This is a genomic window from Phytohabitans aurantiacus, from assembly GCF_027923225.1.
GTDB lineage: Bacteria > Actinomycetota > Actinomycetes > Mycobacteriales > Micromonosporaceae > Phytohabitans > Phytohabitans aurantiacus.
The window spans coordinates 15,560-34,935 of the sequence record NZ_BSDI01000031.1 but is presented as its reverse complement, the minus strand read 5'-3'; the positions used below and the strand labels follow the sequence as shown (position 1 = coordinate 34,935).

The following is a 19,376-nucleotide window of genomic DNA, read 5'->3' as shown; positions in this document are numbered from 1 at the left end:
AGCGAACTCCGTTCAGGCGGTGGTGCCGCCGTCGGCGAGCAGCGTGCTGCCCGTCATGAAGGTGGACAGGTCGGAGGCGCAGAACAGGACGACGCGGGCGATGTCGTCGGGTACGCCGGCGCGGCCGATCGGGCCGCTGAGCATGAGATCGGTCGGCGGGGCGTCGCCGAGCGGCAGGCCGGCGGCCGCGGCCGCAATCAGGTTGCCCTCGGTGGGTACGTAGCTCGGCGCGACGCCGAGCACGCGGATGCCCAGCGGGGCGAGTTCGAGGGCCATCTCCCGGGTGACGCCGCGGACGGCGTGTTTCGAGCCGACGTACGCGGCCAGACCCGGCGCGCTGGCGCGGAACCCGGCGGTGGAGACGATGTTCACGATGACACCACCGGTGCCGGCCGCCGCCATCCGCCGTGCCGCCTCGCGCGCGCCGAGGAAGACACCGCGGGCGTTCACGTCGAACACCTGGTCCCAGGTCTGCTCGCTCATCGCCAGCAGCGGGACGTTGGGGAAGATGCCGGCGTTGTTCACCCAGATCTCCAGGCCGCCGAGGTCGGCGAGCGCGCGGTTGGCCGCCGCGGCGACCGACGCCGGATCGGTGACGTCCATGGCGACGCCGACCGCCCGCACGCCGTGGCGTTCCGCGACGCGCTCGGCCGCGGTCACGGCGAGTCGCTCGTCGATGTCGCCGATCAGGATGTCGGCTCCCGCCTCGGCCAGCCGCGCCGCGATCGCCTTGCCGAGTCCGCGACCGCCGCCGGTCACGACCGCGCGCCGGCCCTCCAACGACACGAGCTGCGCCAGGGAGTGGCTCGCTACGTCCGCAGTGGACACGATGGTCTCCTTTCGTGAAAGCGACCCGGACCGGTACGGACGGTGCCGCCGTCCGGAAACCGGATCTGCGCTTCGGCGCCCCCGGGCACGTCGACCGAGATGTCGAAATGACCGTCCTTGATGGACCAGTCGACAGCGATGCGCCCCTGTGGACTGTCGAACGTGCCCCTGACCCACGTGACCGCCTCGTGGAGCACGGGAGCCACGACGAAGGAGGTCCACGCGACCGAGCCCGGTGCCTGCCGCAGGCCGAGGGTGTGGGTGTGCAGGAAGCGGACGACCGCGCCCTTGCTGTAGTGGTTCAGGGAAGCCGTGGCGGTGCCGTCGTCGGCGACGCCGTCCCAGTCTTCCCAGATGGTCGTCGCTCCCCGGTCGAGCATGCCCAGCCAGGACGGGGACGAGCGCCGCAGCAGCACGGCGTACGCGAGATCGGAGTAGCCGGCGTCGGCCAGGACCGGCAACAGGTCCGCCGTGGACAGGAACCCCGTGCCGAGGTGGCGGCCGGCGGCTTCGATCAGATCCGCGAGGTGCCGGGCCGTCCGTTCGCGCAGATCCTCGGGTACCAGGTCGAACGCCAGGGCGCGCACGTAGCTGGCCTGCGTGCCGGCTTTCGTCCGGCCCTCCTCATCGAGGAACTCGCGCTGCCAGGCGACGCGTACCTTCTCCGCCGTCTCGCGATAACCGGCGGCGTCACCGGTGTGCCCCAGCACGTCCGCGATCGCCGCGAGCGTGCGCACCGACCGGAACAGGTACGCCGTGCCCACCTCGCCCTTGTCGGCCATATACCAGGCGATCGGGTCGTCCGCGATGCGCTTCCCCGGCTCCAGCCACTCTCCCCAGTGGAAGGATCCGTCCCAGATGAACTCCTCGTGCGCGAGCGGCTCGGCCGAGCGCTCGACGCGCGACGGGTGCCTCGCGTCGCGGGCGGTCGCGAGGGCCCACTCGACCCATCGCCGCATCGCCGGCCAGTTCTCGGCAAGGGCGGTCGTGTCCCCGTACGTCTCGTAGAGCACCCACGGCACGAGCACGATGGCGTCGCCCCAACCGGCGGAACCGGTGATGCCGTCGACCATCGCGTCGTCGTGGACCTTCAGCCGGTTGGAGTCCGGTGAGGAGTTCACGATCCGGCCGTCGGGCAGCTGGTCGTCGCGGACCGAGCGCAGCCACTTGCGGCTGAAGCCGTCGACGTCGTACAGCCGTGCCGCCGTCGGCGCGAAGATCTGGTAGTCGCCCGTCCAGCCGAGGCGCTCGCGCGTCGGGCAGTCGGTCGGGACGTCGACGGCGTTGCCCCGAAAGCTCCAACGCGCCGCCTCATGCAGGCGGTTGAGGTCGTCGTCGCTACAGGCGAAGGTGGCGGTGGGTTCAAGGTCGGTGTGCACCACCCGCATGAGCACGCCCGCCGGGTCCAGGTCGCCGCCGTCGCGCCGGATCCGCGCGTACCGGAACCCGTGCACCGTGTGCCGCGGCTCGAAGACCTCGCCGGGGCGGCCGCCGGATACGACCTCGTCGCGCTGGACGAACGGGATCAGTGGCTCGCCCGGCTTCTGGCTGTCCAGATGCGCCGTCGTGAGGTCGCCGGTCGGGTCCAGGTGCTCGCCGTGGTCGATGACGGTGCGGGTGCCGGCCGGTCCCAGGTCGGTGAGGGCGATCCAGCCGGACGCGTTCTGTCCGAAGTCGACGATCCACGTGCCGCTGCCGTGCCGGGTCACTGAGCGCGGGGCAAGCTGATCGATTCGCCGTACCGGCGGCGCCGGTGACCAGCTGATCGGTGGGGCGGTGACGGCGTCCACGAGGACGGGGCGCGCGGACGCGGGTGGCGCCGTGAGGTCGGTCGTCTGGCCGTTCATGAGGTCGGCCGCGACGATGGTACTCGGACGCGAGGTCCAGCCTGGGCCGGTGCCGGCGACCACTTCCATGCCGTCGGCGTGGAGGACGTGGAGCTGGAGTCGCGCCCCGGTGGTGGTGCCCCACACGTCACGCCTGCGCCAGGTGCCGTTGGAGCCGCGGTACCAGCCGTCCGACAGCAGGATCTCCAGCTCGTTGGCTCCACTGTGGAGCAGCTCGGTGACGTCGGCGGCCTGTGCGTAGAGCGTGTCGCCGTACGATGTGGACCCCGGCGAAAGTTCCGTCGTGCCCACCCGCGTGCCGTTCACGAACGCCTCGTAGACGCCCAGGGCGGTGGCGTAGAGCCGTGCCCGCACGATGTCGTCGCGCAGAAGCACGTGTCCGGCCAGCACATAGGCCGGGCGGCCGCCCTCCTCGTGCGGGGAGATCCACCGTGCGGACCAGTCCTCGTCGAGCAGTCCGGCCTCGAACGCGTGCCATGGCGACCAATCCGACTGCCGCCCGCCGCTTCGTACCCGGACGCACCAGTCGACGGACTGCCGGCTCCGCAGCGGCGGCAGCGGCCACTCCACGAACAGGTGCCGGCCCGAGGCGACGTTCTCCACCGCGTGCTCGACGCCGTCGACGCGGATGCGAAGGTCGTAGCCGTCCTGGCCGGTCCAGGCGTGCGGCAGCTTCCACGACAGCGCCGGCCGCTGCTCCGCGACCGGGAACTGGTCGCCGCCGCTGGCGATCCGCAGATCGTAGGGAGCGCCGGCCGTCACGACGCCCCCCGCTCCCCGTCGAGCGCGGTCAGCTCGTTGTCGAGCGCGGTCACGAGCTCCCGGTCGGCGGCCAGCTGGGAGTCGAGCAGCGCGAGTACGTCCCGTGGGGAGCCGGCCGCGGCGGCGAACGGTGCCGCGCCGGCGTCGCGGATCGGCGTGGACCGGCCGCGCAGGTGCCCGATCCAGGCGGCCAGCACGTGTACGGCGCCGGCGGGCAGGTGTTCTTCGGCGCGGGACAGGCGCAGGACGGGCAGGATGCGGATCGGGATCTTCTGGGAGCCGTCCGCGGCGATCTGCGCCAGGCGGTGCTCGATGCGCGGGTTGGACCAGCGCTCCACGAGGGCGGCGCGGTACGCCGCGATCTCGGCAGCGGGCAGCGTCAGGTGCCGCGCCGCCTCGTCCCACCACCGCTCCAGGGCCCGCCGGCACACCGGGTCGGCCAGCGCCTGCGCCACGGTGGTGTGGCCGTGGGCGCCGCCCGAGTACGCCAGCAGCGAGTGCCCGCCGTTGAGCAGCCATAGCTTGCGCTGCTCGTGCGGCAGTACGTCGGTGACGAACCGGGCACCGATGGCGTCCCAGGCCGGGCGGCCGGCCGGGAAGTGTCCACTGAGGATCCATTCGTGGTAGGGCTCGGTGACGACCGGTACGGCGTCGGCGTTACCGGTCAGGCGTGTCACGGCGGCGAGGTCGGCCGGGGACGTCGCGGGCGTGATCCGGTCGACCACGGTCGTCACGAAGGACACGTTGTCGCCGATCCACCGGTCCAGTGCCGGGTCGGCGAGGCCGGCGAGCTCGTGCACGACCCGGCCGGCGACGTCGGCGTTGTCGGGCAGGTTGTCGCAGGAGACGATCGCGACCGGGCCGCCACCGGCCGCGCGCCGCGCCGCTAGCCCGGCGACCAGCCGGCCCGGCACGGTCCGCACGTCCCGCGGTTCGCCGGCGCGCAGGGCGGCGATGTCGTCCTGGACCGTGGCGTCGGTATCGTCCAGCCCGCCGTCGGCTCCACGCCGGTAGGCGGCCTCGGTGACGGTCAGGGTGGCGAGGGCGATCTCGGGCCGCTGCCAGAGCCGCCGCCACGCGTCGTGGTCGGTGCCGGCGTACACCTCGCTCAGCGACTCGGGCACCACCGTCTCATCGCGGTCGGGCCCGCGCACGACGAGGGTGTAGAGGGTGTCCTGGGCGCGCAGGATGTCAGCGAGCGCCGGAGAGCGCCCGGTGAACGCGGCGATGCCCCACCGTGCGGCGTCCGGGGCGGCGGCGGTGTACCAGGCCTGGTGGGCGCGGAAGAAGTTGCCGAGGCCGAGGTGGATGGCGCGGACGGGCGGCGCCGGTGTGGCGCGGCGCAGGGGCTTCACAGCTTGAACACCTTCCGTGGTTGTGCGCGGACGAGGCCGGTGAGGGTGTCCAGCGCCTCGTCCTCGTCGAGCCGGTGCGCGGCGACCAGCCCGGCCAGGTACCCGGCGTCGAGCCGGCGGGCCATGTCGTGGCGGGCCGGGATGGAGCAGAACGCGCGGGTGTCGTCGATGAACCCGGACAGCCGCCCGAACCCGGCGATCTCGGTGACCGACTCGTGGAAATGGCGGATGGCGGCCGGATTGTCGAGAAACCACCACGGCACGCCGGCGTACAACGACGGGTAGAAGCCGGCCAGGGGGCCGATCTCGCGGGCGTACACGGTCGGGTCCACGGTGAAAAGCACCAGGTGCAGGTTCGGGTGGGTGCCGAAGCGTTCCAGCAACGGCCGCAGCGCGCGGGTGAACTCCACCGTGGTCGGGATGTCGTGGCCGGTGTCCGGGCCGAACGCGGCGAGCGTGGCCGGATGGTGGTTCCGGTACACCCCCGGATGGAGGGTCATGACGAGGCCGTCCTCGCACGACATCCGCGCCATCTCGAAGATCATGTGGCGGCGGAACGCGGTCGCCGCCGCCGCGGTGACCTCACCGGCGAGGGCCTGGGCGTAGAGGCGGGCGGCCTCGGCGCGCTCCAGCGGGATCGCCGCCGCGTCGGCGTGGCCGTGGTCGGCGGATACCGCACCGTGCGCGACGAAGTACCGCCGGCGCTGTTCGAGCGCGGCCAGGTACCCGTCGTAGTGGCCGGTGTCGACGCCGGCGACCGCGCCGAGGTTTTTCACCGCGTCGACCCATCCGGCGCCGGCCACCTCCAGGTACCGGTCGGGGCGGAACGTGGGCGCCACGCGGGTCCGCACGGACGGGTCGGCGGCGAGCGCGGCGTGGGCGTCGAGCGGGTCGGCGGGATCGTCGGTGGTCGCGAGGAACGTGATGCCGAAGCGGTCCAGCAGCGCCCGGGGGCGGTTCCGGACATCGGACAGCTGGGCGGCGATCTGGTCGTAGAGGGCGTCGGGATCCGCGGTGTCCGGGCGGTCGGTGACGCCGAAGATGCCCGCGAGCTCGCTGGCGAGCCAGTACTGCACCGGAGTGCCACGGAACAGCGGCCAGTTGGCGCAGAACAGCCGCCACGCCTCGCGGGCGCGCTCCTCCGGCAACGGTCCTTCGCCGACACCCAGCCGGTCCAGCGCCACGCCACCCGCGTGCAGCAGCCGGGTCACGTAGTGGTCCGGCTGGATGAACAGCGCGGTCGGGTCGGTGAACGGCGTGTCGTCGCGCAGAATCCGGGCGTCGACGTGCCCGTGCGGGGAGATGATCGGCAGGTCACGCACGGCCGCGTAGAGCCGGCGGGCGATCGGGCGCACGGCGCCGCCGACCGGCAGGAGTCGGTCGGGGTGCGGCGTCAGGGGTACTCGCGCGGTCACCATGCCCGGAGCATCTGGCCCGGGCGGAGGCGGCGCCAAGCGGTTGCCACCTGTTGCCGGCGGTCCTTGCCTTGACGGCGTCGTTGTGGTCAAGGTGGGACGGTGGCGGTTGATGTTCTTGGCGGTGCCGGGCAGATCCTCGACGACCAGGCAGTGCGCGCCTTCGTCGCCGAGCGGTTGGCCGCGGCCGACCTCGACGGGCGCAGCGTGTGCCTCGTGGTCCCGGACGCCACCCGCAGCTGCCCGCTGCCGCTGCTGCTGGGCGCGGCCCACGAGGCGCTGCGCGGGCGGGCCGCACGGGTGACCGTCCTGGTGGCGCTCGGCACCCACGCCCCGATGAGCGAGGCGCAGCTGCGCGACCACCTCGGCGGCCCGTACCCCGGCTGGACGATCCGCAACCACGAGTGGTGGGATCCCGCCGCCCTGGTGTCGCTGGGCTTCATCGACGCCGACCGGGTGGCGCAGCTGTCCGAGGGCCGCATGAAACGCCCCGTCGAGGTGGTGCTCAACCGGGCCGTCGTCGAGCATGACGTGTGCATCGTGATGGGCCCGGTCTTCCCGCACGAGGTGGTCGGCTTCTCCGGCGGCAACAAGTACTTCTTCCCCGGCGTCGCCGGCCAGCAGATCATCGACTTCTCGCACTGGTTGGGCGCCCTCATCACCAGCGCCGCCATCATCGGCACCCGCGGCACGACGCCGGTACGCGCGCTCATCGACGAAGCCGCCGCCCTGATCCCGAGCCGGCGGCTCGCGCTGTGCCTGGTGGTCCGATCCGGCACCGGTACGCTGCACGCCGCCGCGTTCGGCCCACCGGAACAGGCGTGGGCGGCGTGCGCCGGCGTGTCCGCCGAGGCGCACGTCTCCTATATGGACACTCCGGTGCGGCGGGTGCTGTCGGTCATCCCGACCAAGTACGACGACATGTGGACCGGTGCGAAAGGCTTCTACAAGGTCGAGCCGGTCGTCGCCGACGGCGGCGAGGTCATCCTCTACGCCCCGCACATCACCCGGCTGTCGGCCATGCACCCCGAGATCGAGCAGATCGGGTACCACTGCCGCGACTACTTCCTCGGCCAGTGGGACCGGTTCGCCCACCACCACTGGGGCGTACTGGCCCACTCCACCCACCTGCGCGGCGCCGGCACCTGGTCGGCGGCGCACGGCGAACACGGCCGGGTCACCGTCACCCTCGCCACCGGCATCCCCGAACACGTCGTGCGCGGCGCCAACCTCGCCTATCGCGACCCGGATACCGTCAACCTCGACGACTTCGCCACCGACCCCGACACGCTCGTCGTCCCCCAGGCCGGTGAGGTCCTGTTCCGCCTCCGGTGAGCGGTCGACGCGCGCACGACGAGCCGGGACGGCAGCATCACCGGCTCCCGGGCGTGCGGCCTGGCACCGCGAATGACCGCGAGCAGGTTGCGGACGGCGGTGAGCCCCATCGCGTGCAGGGGCGCGGCCACGGTGGTGAGCGCCGGCGTCACCAGCTCGCCGGCGTACACGTTGTCGAACCCGACGACGCTGACGTCGCGCGGCACCGCTACCCCGCGCGCGGCGAGCGCCTGGATCAGGCCGATCGCGACGAGGTCGTTGTAGGCGATCACCGCGGTGCTGGGATGCCGCGACAGCTCCGCCGCGGCCGCCGCGCCGCCGCCGATCGTCGGCTCCAGCGGGCCGATCCGGCGCGCCTGCAGGCCCATCTCCGTCGCCGCGGTGCGCAGTGATCGCCAGCGCACGCCGTCCGCCCACGAGGCTTCCGGCCCGGCGGCGTACGCGATGCGCTGGTGTCCCAGCGCGGCCAGGTGCTCGACCGCGCGGCGCATGCCGCGCGGGTTGTCTGTGACGATGCACGGCACGTCCGCGATCGCCCGGTTGAGCGCGATCAACGGTCGCTGCTTGGCCATCGTGCGGATCGCCGCGTCGGGCATCCGCGAGGTCGCCAGCACGACGCCGTCGACGGTGGAGATCGACCGTTCCAGTACCTCGCGCTCGCGCAGGACGGACTCCTGCGCGTCGGCGAGCAGCAGCGAGTACCCGGCCTCGGCCGCGGCGGCGTGCGCGCCGTGGATGATCTGGTTGGAGAACGGGTTGGTGATATCCGAGATCACCAGCGCCATCATCGACGTGCGGCCCGCCGGCACCGCCCAGCCGATCGGGTTGGCGTGGTAGCCGAGCTCCACGGCGACACGCCGGATCCGCTCGGCGGTCTCGGCGCGTACCCGTCCGGGTCGCGAGAAGGTTCGGGACACGGTCGACGCGGCGACCCCCGCGACGCGGGCGACGTCGTAGATGGTGGGCGCCCGGCTGGCGCCGTTCGACTGGTCCGTCATCGCCCCAGCTAACCCGACCTCGCGGCTTTTGGCAACCGATTGCCAACAAACGAGGCTCGGCACGCCTAGGATGGGGCGGACAGGGCCGGTGAACGGGAGGTACGTGTGTCAGGCGGGCACGATGAGGTCGTCGGCCGTGCGGACGGCCAGACCCGGCAGGTGGGCCGGCCCCCCATAACCGAGCGGCAGAAGGCGGAGGTCCGGCGGGAGATCGCGCGGCAGGCGGTGCGGTTGTTCACCGAGAAAGGCGTGGCCGCCACCTCGGCCGAGGAGATCGCCGCGGCGGTCGGGATCTCCGTCCGGAGCCTGTGGCGCCACTTCCCCAACAAGGAACGCTGCGTGCTGCCGCTGCTCACCGAGCCGCTGGGGGTCACCGTGCGGGCGTTGGGCCGGTGGCGGCCCGGCGACGACATCGGCGAGTTCTACGAGACCATGGAGCGGGACACCGCCGACGCGATCGCCGCCGACCAGATGGGCGCCGACATCCCCGCCATCCTCGACCTGGTGCGGCTCACCCGCACCGAGCCCGGCCTGCGACTGGTGTGGCTGCACTCCCAGGACGACGCCGAGCCGCTGCTGGCCGAGGCGCTCGCCCGCCGCGCCGGCCGGTCCGCCCCCGACCTGACCATCCGGGTACAGGCCGCCACCATCAACAGCGCGCTACGGGCCGCCATGGAGCACTACGCGTTCAGCACCGACCCGGCCGACAGCGACCCGGTGGCTCTGCGCGACACCGTCCGCGACGCCCTGGTGATCGCCGCCCGCGGCCTGAACTGAAGCCGGCCCACTTCCGAGCGCGTTGCGGCCGGCCACCTCCCCCAGCCACGCCAGGCTCGGCTTCGGGGTCCGCGCGAACGTCTCCCGGTCGACCGCGATCAGACCGAACGTGGGCCCCCAGTGCCCCCACTCGTAGTTGTCGAGCAGGCTCCAGTGCAGGTATCCGCGCACGTCCACGCCGTCGGCGATCGCCGCTCCCAGGTGCCGCAAGGCCTCGCCCGTGTACGCGACCCGCCGGCCGTCGTCGCCGGTCGCGATCCCGTTCTCGGTGACCAGGACCGGGATCCCACCGGTCGCCTCCCAGGTGTGGCGCACCGCGATCCCGAGCGCGTCCGGCCGGTACGCGGTCCCGACCAGCGTGTTGTCCGGGCTCGGCGCGGCCGGCTCGATGCCGGTCTCGTTCACCCACTGGCTGGAGTACGACTGCACGCCGACGAAGTCGTCGCCCTTCGCGCCCTCCAGGTACAGGTCCTCCCGGACGTACTGGAGCTCCTTCAGCTTCTCCTCGCCGCCCGGCCGCGCGACCAGCGCCTGGCTCGCGACGGTCCAGCCGACCGCCGCGCCGGTGCGCTCCCGTACCAGGTCACGGACGGCATGATGCGCCTCGACCAGGCGGCGCCCGATCCGCGGGTCGGGGTCCGGGAGTACCGGCCGCACGCCCTCGTCGACGGTCGGGCTCTGCCACTGCGCCGCCAGCTCCGGGTCGGCGGCGAACCGAGCCATCATGGTCATCAGCGCGAGCATGTTCGGTTCGTTCATCGTGCACACCCACGGCACGCCGTCGAGAATCCCGGTCACCACCTCGACATAGGCACGGAACCGGTCGACCGCCCGCTCCCCCATCCAGCCGCCCTCGTCGGCGAACCAGCGGGGGTTGGTGAAGTGGTGCAGCGTGACGACGGGCGTCACCCCGAGTTCGAGCGCCGTATCGATCATGCGCCGGTAGTGGGCCAGCTCCGCCCGAGAGACCATGCCCGGCTCCGGCTCGACGCGGGCCCACTCGATGCCGAACCGGTAGGCGTTCAGCCCGGCGCCGGCCAGCAGCCGCATGTCCTCGGCGTACCGGTGATAGCTGTCGCAGGCGTCCCCGCTGCGCTCCATGCCCGGCACCCGGCCCTCGGCGAGCCAGAAGTCGCTGTTGACGTTGTTGCCCTCGATCTGGTGCGGTGCCGTGGCCGCTCCCCAGAGAAAGCCGTCCGGGAACGTCGTCATCGGTGTTCCTCCGTCGCGTGGGTGGTAGACCCATCCGACCGGCACCCGGAACACCGCGTCCACTGGTTGCCGCTTGTTGCCGTCCTCGTCGACGCGTCAGGTAGTGCTGTCACTACCTCGGATACGGGTAGTCGTGTCATTTCCCCTGCGCTCCGGCGCGGGCACGCTGGTGGATGTCCGTTTTCCACTTCAGAAACACCATCTGGGGGATCGATGGCATCCTTGTCAATACGACGTCCGTTGCTGGGTTTGGCTTCGCTGTGCCTGGCGGCGGCGGTGGTCGTCGCGCAGCCGGTCGCGGCGCACGGCCACACGGATGATCCTGTCGCCGCGCTCGGCCGGGACGCGCGACCGCTGCGCAGCATGGAGCCGCACGGGGATCTGCGTGACCTGCGGCCGTTGGGCGGGATGGTCGGCGACGCCACCGTGGTGGGGCTCGGTGAGGCCACCCACAACTCCCGCGAGTTCTTCACCATGAAGCATCGGGTCTTCCGTTACCTGGTGGAGGAGAAGGGGTTCACCACGTTCGCGTTGGAGACCGGCTGGAGCGGAGGCATCCGGCTGAACGAGTACGTGCTGTACGGGAAGGGCGACCCGGACCAGATCATGCGTGAGGAGTTCCAGGGCGCCTACCAGTTCTGGCGCACCACCGAGTACCGGGAACTCATCGCGTGGATGCGCGACTACAACGCCCGGTACGGTCCGCGGCTACAGTTCATGGGCAACGACCTCGGGTATGCCGGCCCGGAACTGTTCGATCGGGTCACCGGCTACGTCCGCGAACACCATCCCAGCCTGCTGCCGCAGTTTCAGGACGCGTACCGGGACGTGCGTCCCGCGACCGACGCCGGGACCTGGATGGCAACCTATCCCGGGCGGCCTTTGGCGCAGCGGCAGGCTTCCGCGGCGAAGGCACAGCGGGCACTGGACGCGCTGGCGGCCGTGAGCCCCGGCACGTCGCGTCACATGTGGACGGTCCAGCACGCGCGCGCCATCGCCCAGGTGGCGACTCTGTACGCGTTCGACCTGGACGATCCGGCGCAGGTGGCGCTCGCCATGCGCTACCGGGACCAGGTCATGGCCGACAACACAGCTTGGTGGCACGAGCAGACCGGTGCGAAGATTCTGCTCTCCGCCCACAACGCGCACGTGGGGTACGTGTCGGCCGATCCTGAACAGTATCCACGGATGCAAGGCGCCTTCCTGCGCGACCGGATGGGCGCCCGCTACGTCAGCATCGGCTTCACGTTCGACAGCGGCTCCTTCAACGCACAGGACGAGAACGACCAGATGGGCACGTTCACGGTCGGCCCGGCGGCACCCGGCAGCAACGAGTACACATTGGACAAAGTACGTCCGCGCGACTACCTGCTCGACATGCGCGGCGTCACCGCGCAGGCACGGGCCTGGCTGCGAGAGCCCCGGCCGACCCGCTCGATCGGAACAGGCTGGCCCGAGTCCGACAAACTGATCTCGCTCGGGAAGACTTACGACATCCTGATCCACCGCCACCACGTCCGAGCAGCCCGCCTCCTCATCGCGCCGAAGTAGGCGTCGGGAGCAAGGGACTGTCGTGGGTCAGCGGTCGATGTCGACGAAGAAGGCATCTCCGGCCGCAGCGCCGTCATGCCCTGGTGGGGCGTGTTTCGGTCTCGGCGCGCAGCACGGGCGCGAATGACGCCGAATGATCGTGCCCGCAGGCGCAGGCCCGTTGTGTTTCGGCGATGAAGATCCGCGGCGAGACGCCGGTGAGCCGGACGCACTCGCGGGTGAGGTGGGACTGGTCCGCGTAGCCGGTGCGCAGGGCGAGCAGTCCGAGCCCGTCGTCCGTCGCCGGGCGGCCCTGGGCGATCGCCTGCTGGACGAGTGCGAGGAAGCCCTGAAAGCGCAGCATCCGCTGCAGTGCCTTCGGTGCGAGCCCGATCGCCGTTCGGCAGCGACGCCGAAGCTGCGTCTCGGAGATGTGAAGAGACGCCCTCAGCGACGTCACGTCGACCGTGCGCCACGGCATGAGACCGCGCACCGCCTCGGACACCAGCGGGTCCCGGGGCTGGCCGGCGCTGGCGCGCTCCTGCGCGTACAGCTGCACGGCGGCGAGCGCTTCCTGGGGCGAGGCCGCCGTGCCGACCGCCTCGCCGAGGGCGGCGGCCGAGCGGCCCCACAGCTGTTCGGCGTTCAGCGTGAGTCCGGCGACCTCCGAGGCGGGCTGTCCCGCGACCACCGGGAAGGCGCCCGGCACGAAACGCAGGCCGACAATCGTGGTGCCCGGCTTGAGGATCTCGAGCAGCGGCTCGGTCAACGGGCCGATCACCTGCGGCGCCGCGCCGACCGTGCATACAAGTTCGACAGCGCCGTTGGGGATGCGCCGGTGGACGTACGGCGCGGCGTCGGGCTCGACCTGCTGTACCCATACCGACGAGAGGAGCTCGCGCAACGCCGGAGCGGGCGGGCGCTCGACGTAGCTCTGCCCGCCCGCGGCGGGGACGGAGGACGGGGCGCCGGTCACGTGACCCAGTATGTCGCGCGCCGGTTGGCCGGCCGCGAGAAAGACGCCCGGTTTGTTCAAGAGCGCGCGGCGGCTCCGCTCGTACGGTTTGGCCATGTTCAACTTCATACCCCTCCGCGGGAGCACACCGTGAACGCGAGCGTCCAGGGCCGGCTCTGGAGCAGCGATCCGCAGGGCTGGGCGGAGAGCGCGGAGGGCCGCATCCGGCCGCTGTACGAGCGGGTACTCGATCGCCTCGACCTTCGCCCCGGCATCCGGCTCCTCGACGCTGGCTGCGGCTCGGGCCTGTTCGCGGAGCTGGCCGCCCAGCGCGGCGCGGACGTCGTCGGGTTGGACGCGGCCCCGGGACTCGTGGAGTACGCCCGCCGCCGGCGCCCGGCGGCCCGCTACGTCGTCGAGGACCTTGAGCACATGCCCTTCAGCCACGGCGGCTTCGACGTCGTCACCGCGTTCAACTCGGTACTCTACGCGGCCGACCCCCGCCACGCGCTCGCCGAGATCGCGCGCGTGACCGCCCCCGCGGGCACCGCCGTCGTGACCGTGGGCGCCGGTCCCGAACAGGCCCAGAGCGCAGCACTGATCAATCCGCTGGCCCCACCCGACGAAGTACCCGACCGCGACACCCTCGATCTCACCGACACGGACGCCGCTCGCAGCGCCCTGCGCGACGCCGGGTTCGCGTCCGTGGCAACGACCGACGTCGCCTTCGACATCGAATTCACGAACCAGGACGAGGCGATCGCCGCCCAGCTGCCGGCCGGCCCGGTCGCCGCCGCGGTCCGCCACTCCGGCCGCGCGGCAGTCGAAGCCGCGCTGCGGTCCTTCTTCGCGGCGCGATCACGGGCCGACGGGACCGTACGCATGGGCCTGGTCTTCCGCTGCCATCTCGCGCAGCGGGCGCGATGACCGCGAGTTCGATGTGGACGGCCCGGCCCTACCAATGAGAAGGGAAACACGATCATGAAACTGACGACCACCACGCAGGTCTCCCTCGACGGAGTGATGCAGGCAAACGGCGGGCGGCATCCGATCCTCGACCCTGGAATGGAGCGCGGCGGATGGGCCCGGCCGCTTTTCGACAACGAGGCCATGACGTTCGTCGACCAGACGTACCAGCGCGCCGACGCGTTCCTGTTCGGCCGGCGGACCTACGAGCTGTTCGCCGGCTACTGGGGCGTGCGGAAAGATCTCGAAAACCCCATCGTCGGTGCCTTGAACACCAAGCCCAAGTACGTCGCATCGACCACGCTCACCGAACCGCAATGGGCGAACACGACGGCCCTCTCCGGCGACCTCGCGGCGGCCATCCGGGAGCTGAAAGCCAAGCCGGGCGGTGAGCTGCAGGTGCACGGCAGCGCCATCCTGACCCGGTGGCTACTTGAGAACGACCTCGTCGACGAGATGAACCTGCTCATCGTCCCGGTGGTCGTCGGCCAAGGCATGCGGCTGTTCCCCGATAACGGCCCAGACATCGCGCTGGACCTGGTCGACTCGCGAGCCTTCCCGAGGGGCATAACGCTCCACGTCTACCGGCCCACCGGGCGCCCGCAGTACGCCACCACCTGAAGCCGCTGCCAGCGAACGCCCAGCGGCTCGTAGTACCGGGCCACCCGCGCGACCCGCTCCGGCACAACGCGCACCAAAATCCGCCGCCGGTCCGCGGGATCCGGCTCCCGCCGCACGTACCCCGCCCGTTCGAGTCGGTCGACCAGGCGGGTCACCGCGCTGGTGGTCATGCCCATCAGATCGGCCAGCCGTCTCACCCCGGCCGGGCCGGTCTCCAACAGCGCCGCGAGCCCGTGCACATCGGAAACCGACCCACCCCTCCAACTCCGCCCGCGACAGTCGTCGCCCCGACCGTAACGATCAAACGCGAGATCGCCGCGCGCGCCACCCGCCCCTAAAAGTTGAGCTACCGCGGCGTCCGTCGCGCGCCATGCCGTTGCTCCCGCGGCCTCGCCGTCCGCGGCACAAGACCCGACCCCACCCCTCGACGGCCGTCCCGCCGTGGCGCTACCGGCACGCATCCTCGCAAGGCATGATGAGGGCTATCTGAGTCGATCACGGCCTGGCTCACTGACCCGCGCGGTGGTGATGGATGTCGAGCAGCGCTCCTCGGCGCGGGCTGCTGGGCAGGCGTAGCGAGTGCCAGGCGCTGGATCGGCTGGTGAGCGACGCCAAGGCGGGTCAAAGTCAGGTGCTGGTGCTGCGCGGCGACGCGGGGGTCGGCAAGTCCGCGCTGGTGGATCACCTCGTGGGTGCCGCGACCGGATGTCAGGTGCTGCGGGCGGCCGGCGTCGAGTCCGAGATGGAGCTGGCGTTCGCCGGGCTGCACCAGCTGTTCGTACCGGTGATGGGGCATCTGGATCGCCTTCCCGGACCGCAGCGTGACGCCCTGGCCACCGCGTTCGGACTGCGAGCGGGGAGCGCGCCGGACCGGTTCCTGGTCGGCTTGGCGGTGCTCAGCCTGCTGGCCGAGGTGGCCGAGGAGCGGCCGCTGGTCTGCGCCGTCGACGACGTGCAGTGGCTCGATCGGGTCTCCGCGCAGACGCTGGCCTTCGTCGCGCGACGGCTGCTCGCGGAGCGGGTGGCCATCGTGTTCGCGGTGCGGACGCCGGCGCCCGGTGAGGGCGACGACCCCCTGGCAGGGCTGCGGGAGCTCGAGGTACGGGGCCTGGGTGACGGCGACGCGCGTGCGCTGCTGGACTCGGTGTTTCCCGGGCGGTTGGACGAGCGCGTCAGGGACCGGATCGTGGCCGAGACCCGCGGCAACCCGCTGGCCCTGCTGGAGTTGCCACGAGGGTTGACAGCGGCGGAGGCGGCCGGTGGATTCGGGCGTCCGGACGCGCGCCCGCTGGCGAGTCAGATCGAGCAGAGTCTGCTGCGGCGCATCCGCTCGCTGCCGGCCGCGACGCAACGGCTTCTGCTGGTGGCGGCCGCCGAGCCGGTGGGCGACGTGTCGTTGCTGCGACGGGCGGCGGAGCGGCTCGAGATCGGGGCGGACGCGGCCGCGGAGGCCGAGGCGGCCGGGTTGATCGAGTTCGGTGCGCGGGTGCGGTTCCGCCATCCGCTGGTGCGTTCGGCGGCGTACCGCACCGCCAGCCCCGCGGAGCGCCGCGACGCGCACCGCGCGCTGGCCGCGTCGACCGATACCGAATCCGACCCGGACCGCCGGGCGTGGCACCGCGCGCACGCGGCCGTCGAACCCGACGAGGCCGTGGCCGGCGAGTTGGAGCGGTCAGCCGACCGGGCCCAGGCCCGCGGCGGAATCGCGGCGGCGGCCGCGTTCCTGAGGCGGGCGACCGAGCTGACGCCCGATCCGGCCAGGCGTGGAACGAGGGCGATGGCCGCGGCGCAGGCCACGTTCGAGGCCGGGGACCCCGACGCGGCGCTCGAACTCGCCGCCGCCGCCGAGATGGGCCCGCTGGACCCGCTCCACCGCGGGCGGCTGGCCCGGCTCCGCGCCCAGATCGCATTCGCCCGCAGGCGCGGCGGTGACGCCCTGCCGTTGCTACTCGACGCGGCAAGACAACTGGAGGCGCACGACGGCGAGCAGGCGCGTGAGGGATACCTTGAGGCGATCGGGGCATCGGTCTTCGCCAGCCGCCTCAGCGGCGGCTACGGAGCGCGGGAGATCGCCGAGGCCGCCCGCGCCGCACCGCGCGGACCGCGACCGCCACGGCTTGTCGACGCGCTTCTCGACGGCCTCGCGACGCGGTTCACCGAAGGCTATGTCGCGGCGGCGAAGCCGTTGACGCGCGCTCTGCGGATGATGCGGCGGGACGCCGACGAAGGCGACATCATGCGCTGGCTCTGGCTGGCCTGGCCGGTCGCCGGCGACCTGTGGGACGACGAGGCGTGGCATGAGTTGACCACGCACGGGGTCCGGACGGCCCGCGAGGCCGGCGCGCTCAACTTCCTCCCCCTGGCCCTGACCTACCGCGCCGCCGTACACATCCACGCCGGAGAGTTCGACGCCGCCTCGGCGCTGGTGGAGGAGGCCGACGCGATCACGGCGGCGACCGGCAACTCGCCCCTCGGCTACGGCCCGCTGCTGCTCGTCGCCTGGCGTGGCGAGGATCCCCAGGCGTCGGAGCTGATCCAGGCGAAGGCCGATTGGGCGACCACCTGGGGCGAGGGCCGCGCGATCGGGTTGGGCCACTACCTGACCGCGGTGCTCAACAACGGCCTCGGCCAGTACCAGGCCGCCCTGACCAGCGCGGAACGGGCGTGCGAGCACGACGACCTGTCCGTCTCCGGCTTCTGCCTGCTCGAGCTGGTCGAGGCGGGTGTGCGCTGCGAGGCGCCCGAGGCGGCTGCGGTCGCCCTGCGGCAACTGGCGGAACGAGCCACCGCCAGCGGCACGGACTGGGCCCTCGGCGTACTGGCCCGGTCGAGGGCGCTGCTCAGCGAGGGCGTGGCCGCCGAAGCCTCGTACCGCGAGGCACTTGAACGCCTGGGCCGCAGCCGGATCGCGGTTCACCTCGCCCGCACCCACCTGGTTTACGGCGAGTGGCTCCGTCGCGAGAACCGCCGCCTCGGCGCGCGCGAGCAGCTGCGCACCGCGTACGAGATGCTGCACGGTTTCGGCGCCAGCGCTTTCGCCCAACGCGCCCGTCGCGAGCTGCTGGCCACCGGCGAGACGGTACGCCCACGCGAGGTCGAGGCGCGTCCGTCGCTCACCGCGCAGGAGGCCCAGATCGCCCGGCTGGCCGCGGACGGAAAGAGCAACTCCGAGATCGGCGCCGAGCTGTTCATCAGTACCCGCACGGTCGAGTGGCACCTGCGCAAGGTGTACACGAAGCTAGACGTCAACTCGCGGAACAAGCTCCGTAGTGTGCTGACCGGCGCCTGAGTCACCCCAGGCCGCGATGGGCCACCGGTACGGGGGTACGGGGCCCGGGGACCAGTACCCCGACTACGGGTTCTACGGGCGCGAACGGGACCGAACCGCGGGACGGTGCTCATATGTTGAAGTCCGGCTCGTTGAGTGTGAGCACCAACGGGAACGTGCCTATGGCCGAGGCGACGGCCGCGTTCCAGAACGTTCGGTCCCGACTGTTCGGTATCGCCTACCAGATGCTGGGTCGGGTGAGCGACGCCGAGGACGTCGTCCAGGACGTGTGGATCCGCTGGCAGGGCACGGACCGGGCGCAGATCCGGGATCGGGTCGCGTTCCTGGTGACCGTGACGACGCGGATCGCCCTCAACACGACGACCTCCGCCCGTACGCGCCGGGAGATCAGTGCCGGCGGTCACCTGCTCGAGCACGACCTCGCGGCCGCCGATCCGGTGCTGGAGGCGGAACGCGGCGAGGAGCTCGAGGTCGCGGTCCACCTCCTGATCGAGCGCCTGTCTCCCGTCGAACGCGCCGTGTACGTGCTCCGGGAGGCGTTCGACTACCCGTTCCGCGACATCGCGGAGGCGCTGGCGATCAGCGAGGCCAACGCCCGGCAGCTGGCACATCGAGCGCGCCAGCGTCTTGCCGCACCGCGACCGGCCCCGGTCGATCCGGCAGAGCGAGACGGCCTCCTGAGTGCCTTCCTCCACGCCGCCCGAGCCGGCGAGATGGCGCGCCTGATCGACATGTTCACGAGTCACGGGAAAGGACGGACGCGATGAAGATGGCGGTGGCCGGGGGAACCGGCTGGGTCGGAAAGCTGGTGGTCGAGCGGGCGCGCGAGCGCGGCCACGAGGTCGTGGTGATCTCCCGGTCGGGCGGCGTCGACCTGATGACGGGTGCGGGACTGGATGACGCGCTGCGCGGTGTGGACGTCGTGATCGACGTGGCGAACGTGACGACGCTCAGCCGCAAGGCGTCGGTGGCGTTCTTCGAGACCGAGACCCGTAACCTGCTGGCGGCGGAGCAGCGGGCGGGCGTACGCCACCACGTGCTCCTGTCGATCGTCGGGGTCGACCGGGTCGACTCGGGCTACTACATCGGCAAGCGCCGCCAGGAAGAGCTGGCGCTGGCCGGCCCGATACCGGTGACGCTCCTGCGGGTGACGCAGTTCCACGAGTTCGCGGCGCAGATGCTCGACAAGGTGCCTGGCCCGGTGAAGGTGGCGCCGTTGATGTTGAGCCGGCCGGTCGCCGCCTCCGAGGTCGCCGCCGAGCTCGTACGCCTGGCCGAGGGGCCCGCCCAGGGCCGGGCGACCGAGCTGGCCGGCCCCGAGGTGCTGAAGATGTCGTCGATGATGCGCCGCCTGGCCAAGGGCAAACTGGTGCTGACGGTGCCCGTGGGCAGGGCGATGGCGAACGGTGGCGTGCTGCCGACCGGCGACTTCCGCACCGGGAAGATCACCTTCGAGCAGTGGGCGGCGTCCCGATGACGCGGGTAG

General features: G+C 72.0%; 16 protein-coding genes. 8 read left to right on the top strand and 8 right to left on the bottom strand.

All coding sequences use genetic code 11. The annotated features are described in order from the left end of the window. Positions 1–12 precede the first annotated feature (12 nt). From QMG73_RS27465 to uxaC, 4 genes are read right to left on the bottom strand one after another with little or no spacing between them, the layout of a single operon-like run. Positions 13–828: an SDR family NAD(P)-dependent oxidoreductase gene (locus QMG73_RS27465; RefSeq protein ID WP_281900375.1), complete on the bottom strand. Its 816-nt coding sequence runs from the start codon at positions 826–828 to the stop codon at positions 13–15. After that, positions 810–3,437 carry an alpha-L-rhamnosidase gene (locus QMG73_RS27460; protein ID WP_281900374.1) on the bottom strand — a complete coding sequence of 876 codons (2,628 nt, stop codon included), beginning with the start codon at positions 3,435–3,437 and terminating at the stop codon, positions 810–812. The genes QMG73_RS27465 and QMG73_RS27460 overlap by 19 nt, the downstream gene beginning before the upstream one ends. Further along, entirely contained in the window at positions 3,434–4,792 is a 1,359-nt protein-coding gene (locus tag QMG73_RS27455) for a mannitol dehydrogenase family protein (protein ID WP_281900372.1), read from the bottom strand. The genes QMG73_RS27460 and QMG73_RS27455 overlap by 4 nt, the downstream gene beginning before the upstream one ends. Then, positions 4,789–6,210, bottom strand: a complete 1,422-nt coding sequence (uxaC, locus tag QMG73_RS27450) for a glucuronate isomerase (protein ID WP_281900370.1) — start codon at positions 6,208–6,210, stop codon at positions 4,789–4,791. Before uxaC ends, QMG73_RS27455 begins: the two co-directional genes overlap by 4 nt. 99 nt (positions 6,211–6,309) lie before the next feature. Between uxaC and QMG73_RS27445 the strand changes: the two genes are divergently transcribed. Next, the gene (locus QMG73_RS27445) at positions 6,310–7,542 is read left to right on the top strand and encodes a lactate racemase domain-containing protein (RefSeq protein ID WP_281900368.1); all 1,233 of its coding nucleotides are present in this window, start codon (positions 6,310–6,312) and stop codon (positions 7,540–7,542) included. On the opposite strand, the gene QMG73_RS27440 is transcribed toward QMG73_RS27445, so the two are convergent. Continuing rightward, positions 7,443–8,540, bottom strand: a complete 1,098-nt coding sequence (locus QMG73_RS27440; RefSeq protein ID WP_281900367.1) for a LacI family DNA-binding transcriptional regulator — start codon at positions 8,538–8,540, stop codon at positions 7,443–7,445. The two genes, QMG73_RS27445 and QMG73_RS27440, sit on opposite strands and share 100 nt — an antisense overlap. Before the next feature lie 105 nt (positions 8,541–8,645). Here QMG73_RS27440 and QMG73_RS27435 point away from each other — a divergent pair, with 105 nt between their 5' ends. Beyond that, positions 8,646–9,317 (top strand): TetR/AcrR family transcriptional regulator, encoded by a 672-nt coding sequence (locus QMG73_RS27435; RefSeq protein ID WP_281900366.1) that lies wholly within the window; start codon positions 8,646–8,648, stop codon positions 9,315–9,317. On the opposite strand, the gene QMG73_RS27430 is transcribed toward QMG73_RS27435, so the two are convergent. Beyond that, complete coding sequence (locus tag QMG73_RS27430) at positions 9,201–10,529, bottom strand: glycoside hydrolase family 1 protein (protein WP_281900364.1); 1,329 nt, start codon at positions 10,527–10,529, stop codon at positions 9,201–9,203. The genes QMG73_RS27435 and QMG73_RS27430 overlap by 117 nt on opposite strands. Positions 10,530–10,751: 222 nt before the next feature. On the opposite strand from QMG73_RS27430, the gene QMG73_RS27425 reads away from it, so the two are divergent. Next, complete coding sequence (locus tag QMG73_RS27425) at positions 10,752–12,080, top strand: erythromycin esterase family protein (RefSeq protein ID WP_281900362.1); 1,329 nt, start codon at positions 10,752–10,754, stop codon at positions 12,078–12,080. Positions 12,081–12,153: 73 nt separating this feature from the next. On the opposite strand, the gene QMG73_RS27420 is transcribed toward QMG73_RS27425, so the two are convergent. Continuing rightward, entirely contained in the window at positions 12,154–13,131 is a 978-nt protein-coding gene (locus tag QMG73_RS27420; RefSeq protein ID WP_281900360.1) for a helix-turn-helix domain-containing protein, read from the bottom strand. A gap of 33 nt (positions 13,132–13,164) precedes the next feature. Between QMG73_RS27420 and QMG73_RS27415 the strand changes: the two genes are divergently transcribed. Both QMG73_RS27415 and QMG73_RS27410 read left to right on the top strand, forming a co-directional pair. After that, positions 13,165–13,941, top strand: coding sequence for a class I SAM-dependent methyltransferase (locus QMG73_RS27415; protein ID WP_281900359.1), 777 nt, complete (start codon positions 13,165–13,167; stop codon positions 13,939–13,941). Positions 13,942–13,995: 54 nt separating this feature from the next. Beyond that, a complete protein-coding gene (locus QMG73_RS27410; RefSeq protein WP_281900357.1) occupies positions 13,996–14,601 on the top strand; it encodes a dihydrofolate reductase family protein in 606 nt (201 codons plus the stop codon). Here the strand turns inward: QMG73_RS27410 and QMG73_RS27405 are convergent. Next, positions 14,562–14,840, bottom strand: coding sequence for a MarR family winged helix-turn-helix transcriptional regulator (locus QMG73_RS27405; protein WP_281900355.1), 279 nt, complete (start codon positions 14,838–14,840; stop codon positions 14,562–14,564). The two genes, QMG73_RS27410 and QMG73_RS27405, sit on opposite strands and share 40 nt — an antisense overlap. Before the next feature lie 293 nt (positions 14,841–15,133). Between QMG73_RS27405 and QMG73_RS27400 the strand changes: the two genes are divergently transcribed. From QMG73_RS27400 to QMG73_RS27390, 3 genes are all read left to right on the top strand, one after another. Further along, positions 15,134–17,890 (top strand): helix-turn-helix transcriptional regulator, encoded by a 2,757-nt coding sequence (locus QMG73_RS27400; protein ID WP_281900353.1) that lies wholly within the window; start codon positions 15,134–15,136, stop codon positions 17,888–17,890. A gap of 113 nt (positions 17,891–18,003) precedes the next feature. Continuing rightward, on the top strand, positions 18,004–18,657 hold the full coding sequence (locus tag QMG73_RS27395; protein ID WP_281900351.1) for a sigma-70 family RNA polymerase sigma factor: 654 nt from the start codon (positions 18,004–18,006) through the stop codon (positions 18,655–18,657). Continuing rightward, a complete protein-coding gene (locus QMG73_RS27390; protein WP_281900350.1) occupies positions 18,654–19,367 on the top strand; it encodes an SDR family oxidoreductase in 714 nt (237 codons plus the stop codon). The genes QMG73_RS27395 and QMG73_RS27390 overlap by 4 nt, the downstream gene beginning before the upstream one ends. The last annotated feature ends 9 nt before the right edge of the window (positions 19,368–19,376 follow it).